The sequence below is a fragment of the Streptomyces sp. NPDC002104 genome (genome assembly GCF_053593795.1).
Map to the genome: position 1 here is coordinate 20,497 of NZ_JBSFDF010000029.1, position 16,112 is coordinate 36,608.

15 protein-coding genes are annotated in these 16,112 nt (G+C 74.3%); 7 read left to right on the plus strand and 8 right to left on the minus strand.

Annotated elements, in window-relative coordinates; translation table 11 throughout:
* Positions 1-55: 55 nt before the first annotated feature.
* From ACWCP2_RS23420 to ACWCP2_RS23440, 5 genes are read right to left on the minus strand one after another with little or no spacing between them, the layout of a single operon-like run.
* Positions 56-1,321 carry a beta-ketoacyl-[acyl-carrier-protein] synthase family protein gene (locus ACWCP2_RS23420; protein WP_450910522.1) on the minus strand — a complete coding sequence of 422 codons (1,266 nt, stop codon included), beginning with the start codon at positions 1,319-1,321 and terminating at the stop codon, positions 56-58.
* The gene (locus ACWCP2_RS23425) at positions 1,318-1,959 is read right to left on the minus strand and encodes a beta-ketoacyl synthase chain length factor (RefSeq protein ID WP_450910523.1); all 642 of its coding nucleotides are present in this window, start codon (positions 1,957-1,959) and stop codon (positions 1,318-1,320) included. The genes ACWCP2_RS23420 and ACWCP2_RS23425 overlap by 4 nt, the downstream gene beginning before the upstream one ends.
* A complete protein-coding gene (locus ACWCP2_RS23430; RefSeq protein ID WP_450910524.1) occupies positions 1,956-3,158 on the minus strand; it encodes a beta-ketoacyl-[acyl-carrier-protein] synthase family protein in 1,203 nt (400 codons plus the stop codon). The genes ACWCP2_RS23425 and ACWCP2_RS23430 overlap by 4 nt, the downstream gene beginning before the upstream one ends.
* Entirely contained in the window at positions 3,155-3,412 is a 258-nt protein-coding gene (locus ACWCP2_RS23435; RefSeq protein WP_450910525.1) for an acyl carrier protein, read from the minus strand. Before ACWCP2_RS23435 ends, ACWCP2_RS23430 begins: the two co-directional genes overlap by 4 nt.
* Complete coding sequence (locus tag ACWCP2_RS23440) at positions 3,409-3,681, minus strand: acyl carrier protein (RefSeq protein WP_450910526.1); 273 nt, start codon at positions 3,679-3,681, stop codon at positions 3,409-3,411. The genes ACWCP2_RS23435 and ACWCP2_RS23440 overlap by 4 nt, the downstream gene beginning before the upstream one ends.
* 69 nt (positions 3,682-3,750) lie before the next feature.
* Between ACWCP2_RS23440 and ACWCP2_RS23445 the strand changes: the two genes are divergently transcribed.
* On the plus strand, positions 3,751-4,416 hold the full coding sequence (locus tag ACWCP2_RS23445; RefSeq protein ID WP_450910527.1) for a 4'-phosphopantetheinyl transferase family protein: 666 nt from the start codon (positions 3,751-3,753) through the stop codon (positions 4,414-4,416).
* A 23-nt stretch (positions 4,417-4,439) separates the two neighbouring features.
* Here ACWCP2_RS23445 and ACWCP2_RS23450 read toward each other — a convergent pair whose 3' ends face one another.
* Positions 4,440-5,891 carry a class I adenylate-forming enzyme family protein gene (locus tag ACWCP2_RS23450; RefSeq protein ID WP_450910528.1) on the minus strand — a complete coding sequence of 484 codons (1,452 nt, stop codon included), beginning with the start codon at positions 5,889-5,891 and terminating at the stop codon, positions 4,440-4,442.
* 457 nt (positions 5,892-6,348) lie between these two features.
* On the opposite strand from ACWCP2_RS23450, the gene pabB reads away from it, so the two are divergent.
* A complete protein-coding gene (gene pabB / locus ACWCP2_RS23455; RefSeq protein ID WP_450910595.1) occupies positions 6,349-8,574 on the plus strand; it encodes an aminodeoxychorismate synthase component I in 2,226 nt (741 codons plus the stop codon).
* The gene (locus ACWCP2_RS23460; protein ID WP_450910529.1) at positions 8,571-9,449 is read left to right on the plus strand and encodes an aminotransferase class IV; all 879 of its coding nucleotides are present in this window, start codon (positions 8,571-8,573) and stop codon (positions 9,447-9,449) included. Before pabB ends, ACWCP2_RS23460 begins: the two co-directional genes overlap by 4 nt.
* A gap of 28 nt (positions 9,450-9,477) precedes the next feature.
* Here the strand turns inward: ACWCP2_RS23460 and ACWCP2_RS23465 are convergent, their stop codons facing one another.
* Positions 9,478-10,305 carry an AfsR/SARP family transcriptional regulator gene (locus ACWCP2_RS23465; protein WP_403717386.1) on the minus strand — a complete coding sequence of 276 codons (828 nt, stop codon included), beginning with the start codon at positions 10,303-10,305 and terminating at the stop codon, positions 9,478-9,480.
* Between the two features lie 239 nt (positions 10,306-10,544).
* Here ACWCP2_RS23465 and ACWCP2_RS23470 point away from each other — a divergent pair, with 239 nt between their 5' ends.
* The 4 genes from ACWCP2_RS23470 (at position 10,545) to ACWCP2_RS23485 (ending at position 15,205) form a co-directional block, all read left to right on the plus strand.
* On the plus strand, positions 10,545-10,814 hold the full coding sequence (locus ACWCP2_RS23470; RefSeq protein WP_450910530.1) for a hypothetical protein: 270 nt from the start codon (positions 10,545-10,547) through the stop codon (positions 10,812-10,814).
* Positions 10,811-13,114, plus strand: a complete 2,304-nt coding sequence (locus ACWCP2_RS23475; protein WP_450910531.1) for a TOMM precursor leader peptide-binding protein — start codon at positions 10,811-10,813, stop codon at positions 13,112-13,114. Before ACWCP2_RS23470 ends, ACWCP2_RS23475 begins: the two co-directional genes overlap by 4 nt.
* Positions 13,115-13,251: 137 nt before the next feature.
* Positions 13,252-14,550, plus strand: coding sequence for a sensor histidine kinase (locus ACWCP2_RS23480; protein ID WP_450910532.1), 1,299 nt, complete (start codon positions 13,252-13,254; stop codon positions 14,548-14,550).
* Positions 14,551-14,596: 46 nt separating this feature from the next.
* Positions 14,597-15,205, plus strand: coding sequence for a response regulator transcription factor (locus ACWCP2_RS23485; RefSeq protein ID WP_250745316.1), 609 nt, complete (start codon positions 14,597-14,599; stop codon positions 15,203-15,205).
* Between the two features lie 67 nt (positions 15,206-15,272).
* On the opposite strand, the gene ACWCP2_RS23490 is transcribed toward ACWCP2_RS23485, so the two are convergent.
* Positions 15,273-15,905: a hypothetical protein gene (locus tag ACWCP2_RS23490; protein ID WP_450910533.1), complete on the minus strand. Its 633-nt coding sequence runs from the start codon at positions 15,903-15,905 to the stop codon at positions 15,273-15,275.
* Positions 15,906-16,112 lie beyond the last annotated feature (207 nt).

The window sequence follows — 16,112 nt, forward strand, 5'->3', positions numbered from 1 at the left end:
GCGGGTGGGGGGAGCGGGTCGGTGGTGCCGTGGTGCCGGGGTGGTCGCGGGCGGGTCAGACCGCCGCCGGGGCGCGGCCGAGCACGAGGCTCACGTTGTGGCCGCCGAAGGCGAAGGAGTTGGACACCGCGGCCTCGGCGGCCGTCGCGCGGGGCGCCCCGCGGACGTGGTCGAGCGCGCACTGCGGGTCCGGCCGGTCGAGGTTGGCCGTCGCCGGGAGGCTCCGGTGGTGCAGGGCGAGTACGGTCGCCGCCGCCTCCACCGCGCCCGCCGCGCCCAGGAGATGGCCGATGGCGCCCTTCACCGAGCTGACCGGCGGCCCGTCCTCGCCGAACACCGAGCGGACGGCCCGCGCCTCGGCCACGTCACCCGCCTTGGTGGCGGTGCCGTGGGCGTTGACGTAGCCGATGTCCCGGGGCGACAGTCCCGCGTCCGCCAGCGCGCGCCGCATGGCGTCCGCGGCGCCCTCGCCGTCGGGGCGGGGCGAGGTCGGGTGGTGGGCGTCGCTGGTCGCGCCCCAGCCCAGCACCCGCCCGTAGGCGTGCGCCGAGCGGGCGCGGGCGTGGGCGGCGCGCTCCAGGACGAGCACCCCGGCGCCCTCGGCCAGCACGAACCCGCTCCGGTCCAGATCGAACGGGCGGCTCGCCGCCGCCGGATCACCCGTCCCGGCGCGGGCCAGCGCGCGGGCGTTGCCGAAGGACGTGGCCACGGAGGGGGCGAGCGCGGTGTCGGTGCCCCCGCAGATCACCACGTCCGCGGTGCCCTCGCGGATCAGCCGCAGCCCCTCGGCCACCGACATCGCCCCCGCCGCGCAGGCCGTGGCGATGGAGCTGCTGAGCCCGCGCACGCCGTGGCGCATCGCGATGCGGGCCGCCGCCATGTTGGGCAGCATGCCGGGAAGGAGGTACGGGCTGACCGCGGCCCGGCCCCGGGAGGCGCGGCCCACGGCCTGTTCCTCGTAGGTGGCGAGCCCGCCGGCGCCCGTGGAGACCACGACCGCCACCCGGTCCGCGGCCACGTCCTGGCCCACCGTCAGCTTGGCGTCGCCGAGGGCCTCGTCGGCGGCGGCCAGCGCCATGAGCACGAACCGGTCGACCGACCGGGCCTCGGCGCGCGGCAGCAGGTCCAGCGCGGAGATCTCCGGGGCCACCCCGGCCACGTCGGCGCCGGTCGCGGCCCACACCTCGCCCTCCAGCCGGCGCAGCCCGGAGCGCCCGGCCGCGAGCCCGTCCACGAAGGCCGGTACGCCGATCCCCAGCGGGGTGACCAGCCCGATCCCGGTGACCCAGACGTCGTACTGCTCCCGCAGGCCGCTCCTCACGACGCCTCCCGGGCGAACGACGCGGTGTCCGGCACGGTGTCCGGCACGGCATCCGGCGCGGGCCGTACGAGCAGGGCGAGGGCGCTCGCGGGCGCCCCGTCCGGGCCGGCCTGCTCCACGAGCAGCAGCAGCGCCTCCTCGGCGTCGCCCCCGTCGACCAGGAAACGGGTGACGTCCAGGGCCTCGCCCAGCGGATCGGCGGTCGCCGCGTCGGGGCTGAAGCAGATCACCGGACCGGCGAGCCCCCAGCGCTTGGCTATGTGGCCGACCACGGCGTTGGGCACGGACTGGAAGAAGAGGAGGGGAGCGGCGGGCCGGCCCGCGTCCACGGCGGCCGCGGTCGCCGTGTGGGTCTCCAGGTCACCGCCCCGGGAGGCCAGCACGATCGCCGTGCGCCCGGCCCGTTCGCCGCCGGTCTCGGCCGCGCCCGGAGCCCCGTACACCTGCTCCAGGCAGCGGTCGGCGGCGGCCGAGGCCATCGGGCTGAAGGAGGAGACGGCGAAACCGGCGAGCGGCACGGGCAGCGCGGGATCGCCCGGGGCGGGCCAGACGCCCTCGGCGAGGACCTCCACGGCCGCCGCGGACTCGCCGGAAAGGGCGGGGGAAAGGGCGGGGGAAGAGGCGGGGGACAGGGTCATGGCGCGCTCACCACCAATGCGGTGTTGGCCCCGCCGAAGGCGGCGTTCAGGCTGAGGACGTGCCGGGGGGAGACCCGGCGGGGCGAGCCGAGGACCAGGTCCAGACGGCACTCGTCGTCGGGGCCCGAGTGGTTCGCGTTCACGGGCAGTTCCCCGCTGCGCAGGACCAGCAGGGTGACGGCGAGTTCGAGCATTCCGGAGGCCTCCAGGGAGTGCCCGTGCAGGGACTTCGTGGAGCTCACCGGGATGGCGTCGACGGCCTCCCCGAGGGCGAGCCGCAGGGCGGCGCTCTCCGAGGAGTCGTTGGCGGGCGTGCCGGTGCCGTGGGCGTTGACGTAGCCGATGTCCGCGGGCGCGAGTCCGGCCCGCTCCAGCGCGGCGCCGATGGCCCGGGCCATGCCCAGGCCCGCGGGGTGCGGCCGGCACACGTGGTGGGCGTCGCCCGCCAGGCCCCAGCCGGACAGCACGGCCAGGGGCCGCGCACCGCGCGCGGCGGCGGCCCCGGCGGATTCCAGGACCACCGCGCCGACGCCGTCACCGAGCAGGAGGCCCTTGCGGCCGGCGCTGAAGGAGCGCAGGGCCCCGTCCGGGGAGAGCGCCCGGCCGGCGGAGAACAGCGCGAAGTTGTCCTCGTCCACCAGATAGCCCGCCGCGACGACCACGCGGTCCTCGCGGCCGGTGCGGATCCGTACGGCCGCCTCGGAGAGCGCCGTACTGGCGGCCACGCAGGCGTTGGTGTAGGTCCGGGCCGCGCCCAGCAGGCCGCAGGCCCGGGCCAGTGCGGCCGCGGTGTCCGAGATCGCGGACTTGCCCTGGACGGCCAGCGGCCCGCGGGCCACCGCCGGGTCGGCGTGCCGGCCCAGCAGCAGCGGAGCCTGGGCGCGCTCGGCCGGATACAGCCCGGCCTGCTCGCAGGCCTCGTCCACGACCCGGCGCAGCTCCTCGTCCAGGTCGGGCGAGCCCGGCAGTACGGCGGCGACGCCCGCGCGGTACCGGTCCGTGGCGAAGCGTCCGACGGGGCCGAACGCCGCCCGGGAGGCGGCCAGTCCCCGGCCGAGGGCCTCCTCGCCGCGGCCGAAGGCGCTGGTGACGCCGAGCCCGGTGATGACGACCGTGCGGTGCGCCGCCCGGCCCACCGCCGCGTCTCCCGCCGCCGCGTCTCCCGTCCGGCCCGCCGCCGCCTCGGCCGCCCCGGTCATGAACCGCTCCCGCCCGCCGCGGACGCGGCCAGGACGCCCGCCAGCACCGCGACGGCGCCGTCGACCGTGTCCATGGCCTCCAGCTCCTCGTCGCGGTCGATCCGGATGCCGTACCGCTCCTCGACCACGTGCACCAGCCAGGCCAGCTGCAGGGAATCGATCCGCTCGCCCACGTCGCCCGGGGCGCACTCGTCGTGCTGGGCCAGCAGGGCGATCACCTCCGGGCGGCCGGGGGCGGGGGACCGGCCGCTCACGCCGAGCCAGCCTGGGCCGTGACCTGGGTCCGGCGCTGCTCGACCTGGGCGACGAACTCGCCGATGGTCAGGGTCTGCAGGCCCTCGACGTCCTCGTCGGAGAACTTGACCCCGTACTCCTCCTCGACCTGCATGACGAGCTCGGCGGTGGTGAGCGACTCCAGCTCCAGGCCGTCGTCGCCGATGGGGGTGGCGTCCGTGACCCCGGTCGTGTCGAGGTTCATGGTTTCGAGGGTGTTCACTACGAAGGCGCGCACAGGGGTGCTCATGAACTGGCTCCTTGTATCAGTGTTCGTATGTGTGTTCAGGGCGTGTCTGGGCACCGGGGACGAGTGGGGGTGTCGGTGTCGGTGTCCCGGGTGGAGGTGTGGCTCGCGGTCCCGGTCGGTGACCAGCGCAAGCACGCGCACGCGCTGCTGCGGCGGGCCGCGGCGGCGGTGCTGGGCGTCGGGCCCGAGGGCCTGGCCGTGGCCCGGGAACCGGGCGGGCGGCCGTACGTGGTGTCACGGCCCGGCGCCCCGGACCACGGGCAGCGGCCGCCGGCGCCGGTACGGGTGAACGTGAGCGTGAGCCACACCCGCGGCCTGACCGCGGTCGCGGTCTGCACCGGCGGGGAGGTGGGCGTGGACGTGGAGCCGGCCCGCGAACTCCCGGCGGTGGCCCTGGCCCGGCGCTGGTTCGGCGAGGAGGACGTCCGCTGGATCGAGGCCCACGCACCCGCCCTGCGGGCCCGCGCCCTGCTGTGGGTCTGGACCCACAAGGAGGCACTGGGCAAGGTGCTCGGCACCGGGCTGGCGGGCGGCGGCCGGCTGCGGCCGGTGCCGCTGCCCGCCTCCGGCCTGCCGCCGGAGCCCGCCGGGCAGCCGGTGACCCTGCGGGAGATCTTCCCCGGATCGGGCCTGACCAGCGCCGTCCCCGAAGGCCCCGAGGGGTACGTCCTGTGCGTGGCCGGCGGCCCGGGAACCGAGGGCGCCGCGGTGTCGGTCACCCGCGTGGACGGCTGAAGCCCCGCTCCGCTCCACCAGGCTCACACCCGTTCCACGGCGGCGGCCGGCTCCGCCGCGGCCCGCAGCGCGGACGGGTCGCGCACCGGCTTGCCGGTGGTCGTCCGGGGCAGGGCCGTCAGGACGTGGATGCGGCGCGGGAGCTTGAAGGCGGCCACCCGTTCGGCGAGCAGGGTTTCCACGGCCCGCGCCGCGACCCCCTCGGCGAGGACCGCGTAGGCCTCGATGGCCCCGTCGTGGACCACCACCGCCTCGCGCACGCCGGGCAGTTCGGACAGGGTCCACTCGACCTCGGTGAGATCGACCTTGAGCCCGCCCACCGACACCTGGGAGTCCAGCCGGCCCACGATGGCCAGCAGCCCGGTCTCCGGGTCCAGCGTCCCGGCGTCGCGGGTGCGCAGCCAGCCGTCCGCCCAGCGGTCCGGACCGGCCGGGCCGAGGTACGGGCTGACGGGCCGCCGTACGAGGAGCTCGCCGTCCACCACCTTCGCCTCGATGCCCGGCGCCGTGCGCCCCGTGGCCGGCCGGGAGGCCCCGGACAGGTCGGCCGCGAGGACGCCCGTCTCCGTCATCCCGTACACCTCGCCCAGCGGTACGCCGTACCGCGCGGCGAAGGCCTCGGCGACCCCGGGCCGTACCGGCTCGCCCGCGGAGATGGCCCGTACGAGGTGCGGCAGCGCCGGGGGAGCGGACACCGAGGCCAGCAGCTGGGCGTGGAACGGCACGCCCGTGATCACGGTCGGCGCGGTCCGCGCGGCCACGGCGGCGAGGATGCCGTCGGCGCTCATCCGCTCCGGCAGCACGATCTCGACCCCCGCGTGCAGGCTGTGCAGGATCCCCGCCATCAACCCCATCGCGTGGATGAGGGAGTTGAGTACCACGATGCGGTCCCCCCGGCGGGGCATGCCGGGGATCAGGGTGTAGCGGTGGACCTCGGCGACGAGGTCCGCGGCCGTGCGCCCGATCACCTTGGAGGGGCCGGTGGAACCGGAGCTGAGCTGCACGAGCGCGTGCCCGCTCGCGGCCGGGCGGCCCCCGGGGTACGGCTCGGCCACCGCGTCGACCGCGTGGAAGCCGCGCAGGACGCCGAGGCGCACCGGTCCGGCAGGCCGGACCAGGAACTGAGGGGCCGTCCGGCGCAGCGCCAGATCGCTCTCGTGGGCGGTCAGCCGGTGGTCGAGGAGGATCACCTGGGCCCCGGTCCGCCAGGCGGCCAGCAGATGGGTGAGCAGCGCCAGCGAGGGCGGCAGCTGGAGCGCGACCGAACCGCCGCGGCGCAGTCCGGCCTCCGCGAGCTCCGCGTGGCGGGCCCCGACCTCACGGCGCAGACCGTCGCGATCCAGCCGTTCACCGATGTGCACGGCGGGCTCGGTTCCGTCGTGGCCGGAGTGCAGGAGCAGCTCGTCGACCCAGCTACCGTCGTGCGCCCGAGGATCTGCCGTCCCGGGCCCGGGGCCCCCGAAATCGCTGATCACGAACAAACATCTCCCCGTCGCACTGCCCCGTTGTGCTGCCGATTCGCCCTGACTGGCTCGGCAGTTCCGCATAATAGAAACGACCCCTCAGGGACTGTCAAGCGTCATATGAAAAGCGCGACAGCACTCTTGCGGAATTACGAATTCCTACTCCCGGGTTGCCTTGCGGGGGCCGTTCTGCGGTGCGGAAATGTTTGACTGAACAGGGACTCCCTGTAGGGTCTGCCCGTGTTGAACGGGGAGATCAATCATTCCCCGATTTCCCTGATGGGGAATCGGGAGCTCAGGGTCGGGTCCAATTGACCGGCTGTAGTGCCTGCCGCGCGGCGCCGGTTTATCCGTGAGGCCATCGAGGCGATCTTTCCCGGGCTGCGTAGTCCGTCCGGAATTCAGTCATCAGATCTTTCTATCGGATCCGGCTGTCGAATCCGTCCCTCCATGACCTCGTGAGGTGAGCATGCGCACGCTCCTGGTGGATAATTACGACTCCTTCACCTTCAATCTGTTCCACCTGCTGGCGGAGGCCAACGGGCGCGAACCCGTCGTCATCCGCAACGACGAGCCGGGGTGGAGAACCAGCCATCTGGAGGGGTTCGACAACGTCGTCCTGTCCCCCGGACCCGGCACTCCCGAGCGCCCCGAGGACTTCGGCATCTGCACGGAGATCGTCCGCGCGGCGGACCGCCCGGTCCTCGGCGTGTGCCTCGGCCACCAGGGCATAGCCCACCTCGGCGGCGGCTCCGTACGGCGGGCCCCCGAGCCCCGGCACGGACGGGTCTCCCCCGTGGAGCACTCCGGCACGGACCTCTTCGCCGGGCTCCCCTCGCCCTTCGACGTCGTGCGCTACCACTCCCTCACCGTGGAAGACCTCCCCGAGGACGTCTTCGAGGCCACCGCCTGGGCGCCGGGCGGCATCCTCATGGGACTGCGCCACCGCGAACGCCCGCTGTGGGGCGTGCAGTTCCACCCGGAATCCATCAGCAGCGAGCACGGACTGCTGATGATGCGCAACTTCCGCGAACTCACCGCCCGCTGGCAGCAGCAGCACCCCGCCGCGCGGCCCCTCGCCCCGGCCGCGCCCGCGGCCGCGCCCGCCCGGCCCGCCCCGCGCCGGCACCTGCGCGTCCTCACCGAGCGGCTGCCCACCGCGTGGGACCCCGAGATCGTCTTCGACGAACTGCTGCGCGGCGGGAACCACGCCTTCTGGCTCGACAGCAGCCGCAGCGACGGCGCCACCGGCCGCTTCTCGATCATGGGGGACGCCTCGGGCGACCTGGCCCGCGTGGCCACGGCCGACGTCGCGGCCGGTACGGTCACCGTCGTGTCCGAGCGGGACGGCGTGCGCAGCGCGCAGGTCGAGCGGCGCCCCTTCTTCGACTGGATCGACGAGGACCTGAAATCCCTGCGGACGGACCTGCCCGACCGGGCCGAGAACCCCTGCAACTTCGCCCTCGGCTGGGTCGGCTACCTCGGCTACGAACTCAAGGCGCAGTGCGGCGCGGGCCCCGTCGTGCACCGCTCGAAGCAGCCCGACGCCACGATGGTGTTCGCCGCCCGCGCCCTGGCCTTCGACCACCTGACCGGCACCACGCACCTGCTCGCCCTGGCCCCCGCGGAACCCGGAGCCGGAGCCGGCGCCGATGCGGATGCCGATGCGGATGCCGATGCGGAGGGGGACGCCGAGGCGCTCGCCCTCGAAGCCTCCGCGCGCGCGTGGCTGCGTACCACCGGCGAGCGGCTGCGCGCCCTCGCCGGCAAGGCGGCCGAAGCCGACGTGCCCGCGCAGCCCCTGGACGCCGGCGACCTGAGCCTGCGCCACGACCGCGACGCCTACCTGGACCGGATCCGGCGCAGCCAGGAGGACATCGCCGCCGGCGAGACCTACGAGGTCTGCCTCACCAACGAACTGCACAGCGAGGCGAAGGTGGACCCCTGGGAGGGGTACCGCTTCCTGCGCCGCACCAGCCCGGCGCCGTTCGCCTCGCTGCTCCTCTTCGACGACCTGGCCGTCCTCAGCACCTCGCCGGAGCGGTTCCTGCGCGTCACCGCCGAGGGGCTGGCCGAGTCCAAGCCGATCAAGGGCACCCGGCCGCGCGGAGCCACCGCGCGGGAGGACGAGGCGCTGATCGAGGACCTGCGGACCAACGAGAAGGACCGCTCCGAGAACCTGATGATCGTCGACCTGGTCCGCAACGACCTCGGCCGGTGCGCGGAGGTCGGCTCGGTCCACGTGCCCACACTGTTCGACGTGGAGACCTTCGCGACGGTGCACCAGCTCGTCAGCACCGTACGGGCCACCCTGCGCCCCGGGGTGAGCGCCGTGGAGTGCGTGCGCACCGCGTTCCCGGGCGGATCCATGACGGGCGCCCCCAAGATCCGCACCATGCAGATCATCGACGAACTGGAGGAGGGCCCGCGCGGCGTGTACTCCGGAGCGATCGGCTACTTCTCCCTGTGCGGCGGCGCCGACCTCAGCATCGTCATCCGCACCGCCGTCGTGACCGACGAGGGCATCCGCTACGGAGTCGGCGGCGCCATCGTCGCGCTCTCCGACCCCGCGGACGAGTACGAGGAGACCATCACCAAGACCACCCCGCTGCTGCGCCTCCTCGGCAGGGGCTTCCCCGGCCGCGACGGGGTGGCGGCGGCGTCCGCGTCCACCGAGCCCGCGGTGTCCCGTTGACCGGGCCGACCGGGCCGACCGGGCAGCCGGCCCGAGCGGCCGCGCCCGGCCGCGCCGCCGACCGGCTCTTCGCGCTCACCCCGTACGGGGCCCTGCGCGAGGTACCCGCCACGGAAACCCCGGGCACCCTCCTCGCCGCGGACTCCTGGCTGGTCGCCGACGGCCGGGTCCGCGCCCTGGCCCGGCACCGCCGCCGCTTCACCGCGACCTGCGCCGCGGCCGCCGGCGTGCCCGACGCGCTCCTCGACGCCTTCTGGACCGCGATGGCCGCCCTGCTGCCCCGGGGCGACGGCCACTGGTTCCCGCGCGTCGAGCTGGAAACCGCCTCCGCCGACGCGCCCCCGGACACCGTCCTGCCCGGCGGCCACCGGCTGCTGTACCGGCTGCGCACCGCGCCGGCCCTCTCCACGACGGCCAGGGTCTGGGGGCTCGCCGTCCGCGACCCGCGCCGGACGCCCCGTCACAAGGGGCCGGACCTGGGCGCCCTGGCGGAGGTCCGCTCCAGGGCCGCGGCCGCGCGGGCCGACGAGGCGCTCCTGGTCACCGCGGACGGGGTGGTGCTCGAAGCGGCGAACTCCTCGCTCCTGTGGTGGGAGGACGACGTCCTGTGCCATCCGCCCGCCGAACTCCCCGTTCTCCCCGGGGTCACCGCCGCACTGCTGCTGGAGCGGGCAGCCCGCACGGGCGTGACCGTACGGCCCGCCCGGCGCAGGCTGTCCGCGCTGGCCGGGCGGGAGGTCTGGGTGGCCAACGCCCTCCACGGCCTGCGCCCCGTCACGGCCTGGACGGGCGGCTCCCTCCCGGCCGGCACCCCGCTGCGCGCCGCCGCGTGGCAGAGCTGGCTCGACGGCCTGCGGACCCCGCTCCCGGCGTGAGCCACTCGGACCCCGCTCCCGGCGTGAGCTACTCGGCCGCCGCGATCGGCTGGAGCCGCCGGGGGATCGTCGAGCCGGCCGGATCGGTCCGGGCCAGATCGCCGGAGAGCACGGCCTGGTGCAACTGCTGGAGCGGAGCGGACGGCTCCAGCCCCAGCTCCCGTACGAGCGAGGCCCGCAGCTTCTGGTAGGCCTCCAGGGCGCGCCAGCCCCCGCCCGAGCGGTGCAGCGCGCGCATCAGCTGCCCGCAGAAACCCTCGTGGAGGGGGTGGCGGGCCGCCAGCACCCGCAGTTCGGGGATCACCTCGGCGCAGCGGCCGAGCCGGATGTCGGCCTCGATGCGCCGCTCCAGGGCGGCCGTGCGCTCCTCGTTGAGCTGGAGCACCTCCAGCTCGAGGATCGACCCCGCGCGTACGTCGACCAGCGCCGGGCCCTGCCACAGCGCGAGCGAGCGGCCGAGCAGATCGGACGCGGCACGGTAGTCGCCGATGTCGTAGGCGGCCCGGCCCTGCCCCGCGAGCCGCTCGAACTCGTGGGCGTCGACCTGACCGGGCGGCACCTGGAGGAGGTAGCCGCCGAACCGGGTGACCAGGACCTCCTTGGCGTCGAGCCCCGGATCCCGCTCCAGGGCGCCGCCGATCTTGCGGCGCAGCTGGAGGATGTACGTCTGCAGCGTCGTGGTGGCGCTGCGGGGGATGTCCTCGCCCCAGATCTCCTCCATCAGCGTCGGCACGGTGACGACCCGGCCGGCGTGCAGGGCGAGCAGGGCCAGCAGTTGCCGGGGCTTGGTGGCGGTCGGAACGACCGAGACGCCGCGCTCCTGGGCAGTGAGCGACCCGAGTACTTTGATCTCCATCTGTGCGCTCTCCCTCATCGGGCCACGGATGCCGGACGGTGTGCGACGACCCCTGTCGGAGCCAGGCGAACAGACTCGCAGCCAAGGCCCTCGGCGGCCCAGTGAGGTGCGCACGAGGTGAATCATGAAAATGTCATACGGGTCCGGTGAACGTGGCACTGCCGGTCCTGTGAGGTCCCCCTCCAGACTCTCGTCCCAGGCAGACACCAGTGCAGCACCGTTGGTCTCAGGGGGAAGTCATGAACGTGGCCCAGGAACTTTTCCGTTTCGCGGAACTCGCCGCCCGTACCGCTCTGGAACCCAAGCTCGGACAGCGCTTCGACGCCGACCCGGCAGGCGTCCTGCTGGAGTTCGGACTCCAGGCCCAGGGAGTCGACTGGACGTCCGGCGCGACCCTCGCCATCGACGACCTGAGCGCCGTCACCGGTTCGGTGTCCAGCTGCCTGCGGTGCAGCATCTGCACCGGCGGCAACATCACCGACCAGGCCGACCTCCAGGTCGCGGCATGACGCCCCCGCCGGAGGGCCAGGCGGGCCCCTTCGTCGCCTTCAAGCGCCACGTGCGGGCCGAAGCGGTCCCGGGCGAGGCCGCCTTCGTCCTCTCCGACCAGGGAGTGACCGTCCTGCGCGGAGCCGGGATAGAGAGCCTCGTCCCGCTGCTCGACGGCAGCCACACCCTGGACGCGTTACTCAGGGCCGCCTCGCGGACCATGCCGGTCGCCGAGGTGGGACGGGCGTTACGGAGCCTCGCGCAGGCCAATCTGGTCGGGTACCGACACGGCGGAGCCGACACCGCCGGCGCCGCCCCGGCCGGCGGGGACACCGCCCTGGCCCAGGCCTACTGGGACCGGGCGGGCCTCGACGGCTACGAGGCGACGACCGAGGTCACCACGGCGCCCGTCGCGGTGATCCCGGTCGGCGGGGTCGACGCCGACGCGGCCCGAGCCGCCTGCGCCGCCTCCGGGCTCAACGCCGTGGACGAGCACGCCGACACCCCGCTGGCCCTGGTGGTGTGCGCCGACTACCTGGACCCCGGGCTGCGGGCCGTCTCCGCGCGGCTGCGCCGCCAGGGCCGGTCCTGGCTGCTGGCGAGACCGTTCGGCGCCGATCCCTGGACCGGCCCGTTCTTCTCGCCGGCCACCGCCGGAGCCGCCGGAGCCGCCGGAGCTGCCGGAGCCGCCGGAGCCGACGGGCCCTGCTGGACCTGCCTGGCCCACCGGCTCTCCGAGCACCGCGCCGGGGAACTCCCCGTACAGCGCGCCCTGGGCCTGGACGGACCGGCGCCCAGACCCGCCCCGACCCTGTCGGCCGTACGGTCCCTGGGTCTGCAGTGCGCCGTCCTGGAACTGTCGAAGTGGCTCGCGGGACTGCGCTACCCGGAGCAGCGCGCCGTGTGCGTCCTGGACAGCCTCAACCTGAGCACCGCCCACCACACCGTGCTGCGCCGGCCGCAGTGCCCCGACTGCGGGGACCCCTCACTGGTCGCGGCGCGCACCGCGCGGCCCCTCGCCCTGACCTCCCGCCAGAAGGCCGAGGGCACCGGCAGCAACGACCGGGCCGTCTGCGCCGAGGGCATCCTCATCGAGAACCGCCACCTGATCAGCCCGGTCACCGGCATCGTCACGAACGTCCGCCCCGTCGCGGGACTGCCCGACGGACTGCACGCCTACGACTCCGGTCACAACCTCGCCCTGCGCGGGCACTCGCTGGCCGGGGTCCACCAGGTCCTGAGGGCCCGCAGCGGAGGCAAGGGGGCGACCGCCACCGAGGCCCGGGCGAGCGCGCTGTGCGAGGCGGCGGAACGGTACAGCGCCGCCCGCCAGGGCGACGAGCTGATCATCCGGGACTCCCTGTCCGGGCTGGGCTCCGCCGCCGTCCACCCCAACACCTACCAGCTGTTCGACGAGCGCCAGTACGCCGGCCGGCAGCGCTGGAACGCCCTGCAGCCGCCCTTCCACCGGGTCAGCCGGCCCTTCGACCCCGCCGCCGAGACCGAGTGGACGCCCGTGTGGTCGCTCAGCGCGGGCGCCCACCGGCTGCTGCCCACCTCCACCCTGTACTTCGACAGCGGCGCCGGCGCCTCCCGGGACGGCCTGTGGTCCGACTCCAACGGCAACGCCGCGGGCGGCAGCCTCGAGGACGCCGTGGTCCAGGGCGTGCTCGAACTCGTCGAGCGGGACGCCGTGGCGCTGTGGTGGTACAACCGGCTGCGCCTGCCCGGCCTCGACCTGGACTCCTTCGACGAGCCCTGGCTGGCGGCCACCCGGTCGGCCCTCGGCCGGGCCGGCCACCAGGTGTGGGCCCTCGACCTCACCTCCGACCTCGGGATCCCGGTCGTGGCGGCCGTGTCCCGGCGCACCGACGGCCCCGCGGAGGAGTTCGTCTACGGCTTCGGAGCCCACCTCGACCCGCGGCTCGCGCTGCGCAGGGCGGTCACCGAGATGGTGCAGATGCTGCCCGCCCCCGGCGGTTCCGGTACGGACCTGCCGGGCCAGCCCCAGCTCTTCGCGGACCCGGCGCACCGCGCGCGGACCCCCGCGTCGTGGCGGTACGCCGGACGCAACGCCGACCTCCTCGACGACGTCACGCACCTGCGGACCCTGCTGGAGTCGCACGGGATGGAGCTGCTGGTCCTCGACCAGACCCGGCCCGACGTGGGGATACCCGTGGTGAAGACACTGGTGCCCGGACTGCGCCCGTTTTACGCCAGGTTCGCCCCGGGACGCCTTTTCGAGGTACCGGTGCGTCTCGGCCAGCTGAATGCGCCCACCGCATTCCATGAACTCAACGAGCTCCCGCTGCCCTTGTAGACGCCCGTGCGGACGGCCCCCCGGATGGCCCTCCCGATGGGCTTCCGGATGGCCTTCCGGATGGCCCTGTATCTTCGGCAGGCGCGGCATATAGTGCGGACTCGGATCCTCTCGTTTTCCTACCGAGGAGTGAGCATATGACGGGCCGTTTCCGGACTGCGGACAACGACCTAGCTCAGGGGACCGACCAAGCGGAAACCAAGAATCCGGACAAGCGGCGGGTCACCGACGTACTCGCCCCGCGCCTCGCGCAGGGCATCGTGGTCACCGTCCTGTCCGGGTACGCAATCGTCACCCTGCTGAATGTCGAATACGCGCTGCGCGACCGGCGGCGCGAACTCCTCGTCTGCGCGGCGGCGGTCCTGCTCCTCTACGGTCTCCAGCTGGTCCTCACCTCGCCCAAGGCCCGGCACTGGTCCACCGGACGCAAGTGCGCCGCCCTGGGCGTGCAGTTGTTCCTCACCTTCCTGCCCCTGGTCTGGCTGAACGTGCTGTGGGGCAGCGTGGCGGGACCCCTGAGCGCCTCGGTCCTGCTGCTCGCACCGCCCAGGATCGCCTGGCCCTCCTTCGCGGCCATCTCGGGCGTGGTGCTGTGGTGGGCGGTGGGTCAGGGCGTGACCGTGCTGGACCTCGCGTACGCGGCCATCTCCACCGCGCTGACCGGACTGGTGATCTACGGCCTCACCCGGCTGACCGACCTGGTCCACGAAGTGCACCAGACCCGCGCGGAGATGGCCCGGATGGCCGTCATCCAGGAACGGCTGAGGTTCGCCCGGGACCTGCACGACCTGCTCGGCTACAGCCTCTCGGCCATCTCGCTGAAGTGCGAGCTGGTCCAGCGGCTCGTCGTCAACAACCCCGAGCGGGCCCGCGAAGAGGTGGTCTCCGTGCTCGGGGTGTCCCGCCAGGCACTCGTCGACGTACGGGCGGTGGCCCGCGGGTACCGCGACATGTCGCTGGCGGCGGAGGCCGTGTCCGTGGCCGACGTGATGGCCTCGGCCGGCGTGGAGGCGGACGTCGACATCGACTGCGGACGGCTGCACCCGCTGGTGGACACCGTGCTGGCGACCGCCCTGCGCGAGGGCGTGACCAACATCCTCCGGCACAGCAAGGTGCAGTCCTGCACCATCAGGGCCGCGGTCGTCGACGGGGAGATGGTGGAACTGGTGATGGAGAACGACGGGGTGGTGGCCGTCGGGCTCGCGGACCCCGTGGACCGGGGCAGCGGGCTGGGCAACCTGGCCACGCGGCTCACCGCGATCGGCGGGACCCTGACCGCGGGCGTCGAACCGCGCAGCCGGTTCCGGGTGACGGCGAGGGCGCCGCTGAGGCCGGTCGCCCCCGACCCCCCGGACACCGTCGGGCCACAGGGACACGGGTACGGCGGGGACGCAGACACGGCGTCCGTCGCATCGCTGGAACGTCGAGCCGGCTGAAACCGGCGCGAGCCGACCGGCACGAGGGGTATACGGGGGAACAACCATGCTGTCGCTGCTGCTTGCCGAGGACGTCCACATGGTCCGCGGCGCACTCATCGCCCTGCTCGAACTGGAGCCTGACTTCCAGGTGGTCGCCTCCGTGGACCGGGGTGACCTCATCGTGGCCTCCGCGCTCGAATCGCGCCCCGACGTCGCGATCATCGACATCGACCTGCCCGGGATGGACGGCCTGACCGCCGCCGCCGAACTGCGCGAACGGCTGCCCGCCTGCCGCACGCTGATCCTCACCAGCCTCGGCAGACCCGGCACCCTGCGCCGGGCGATGGCCGCCCGCGTCTCGGGGTTCCTGCTGAAGGACTCACCGCCGGCCCGGCTCGCCCAGGCGGTACGGGCCGTGGCCAACGGGCAGCGGGTGATCGACCCCGATCTCGCCCTGAGCGCCTGGGAGGCCCTGGACAATCCGATATCCCCGCGCGAGACGCAGGTGCTCCGGCTGGCCGCCCGGGGCGCCGACGCCGGCGAGATCGCCGAGCAGCTCTTCCTGAGCGAGGGCACGGTGCGCAACTACCTGACGGCCATCGTGGACAAGCTCAACGCACGCAACCGGATCGACGCCATCCGCATCGCCGAGGAGGCGGGCTGGATCCCGTAGGGCACGGGAGCGGGCCGGATCCCGCCGGGGAAGGGGCCGGGAAGCGGGAGCGGGACGGGCGGGCGGCTCACGCCACCCGCAGCACCCGGGTCGACTCCTCGTGGACCTCGGCCGCGGCGGCCAGACCGGCCAGCCGGCCGCGGTAGCCGGCGCCGGCGCGCACCCGCGCACAGGCCTCGGCGTCCAGCCACCACAGCACGCCCAGGTAGGACCGGGGATCGGCGGCCGAGCGGAGCAGATCGCTGCCGCCGAAACCGCTGACCGGCACGCACTGCGCGACCAGGGCGCCGAAGTCGAGCTCGAACTGCTTCGGCGGGCCGTCGAGCACGGCCCGGACCAGCACGACGTGGGCGGCCTCCGAGAGCTCGCCCCCGACGGTCATCCGTCCGACGGTGACCATCAGTTCGCTGGTGGAGACGGTGTGCGGACCGAGCCCGGGATGCCGCAGCGGCGACGGCCCGTCCTCGTGCCCGGCCTCGTGCGAGGCCTGGAGCAGCCGGTCCAGGGTGCTCCACTGGTCGAGGTGGACGTACGTGCCGGGGCGGTCCGGGCACGCGGCCGTCACGAGCGCCTCGAACCCCTTGGCGGATTCCCGGTGGCGCGCGTAGCCGACGAGTGCCCGCTCGAACGAGGAGGGATCCCCGGTCGTGGTCATCCGCTCGACGACCGTCACCTGTCGGCCGCGCTCTCGCTGTGTCATCGGCGGCTCCCCTCCTGCTCCGTGCACGGCATAACCGGTGCATTGTCGGCACATGCCGCTAGAGCGCCGATGGAATCCGCTCCCGTACGGGCCTCTCCGGCCTCCCCGCGGGCCCCGCGGCAGGGGTTTTCACCAGCCGTGCCGAACTTCTGCCGCTCCCTTGCCGTTCGGCTGGCCGTCGCCCGCGCACGCTGGTGGACAGGAGCC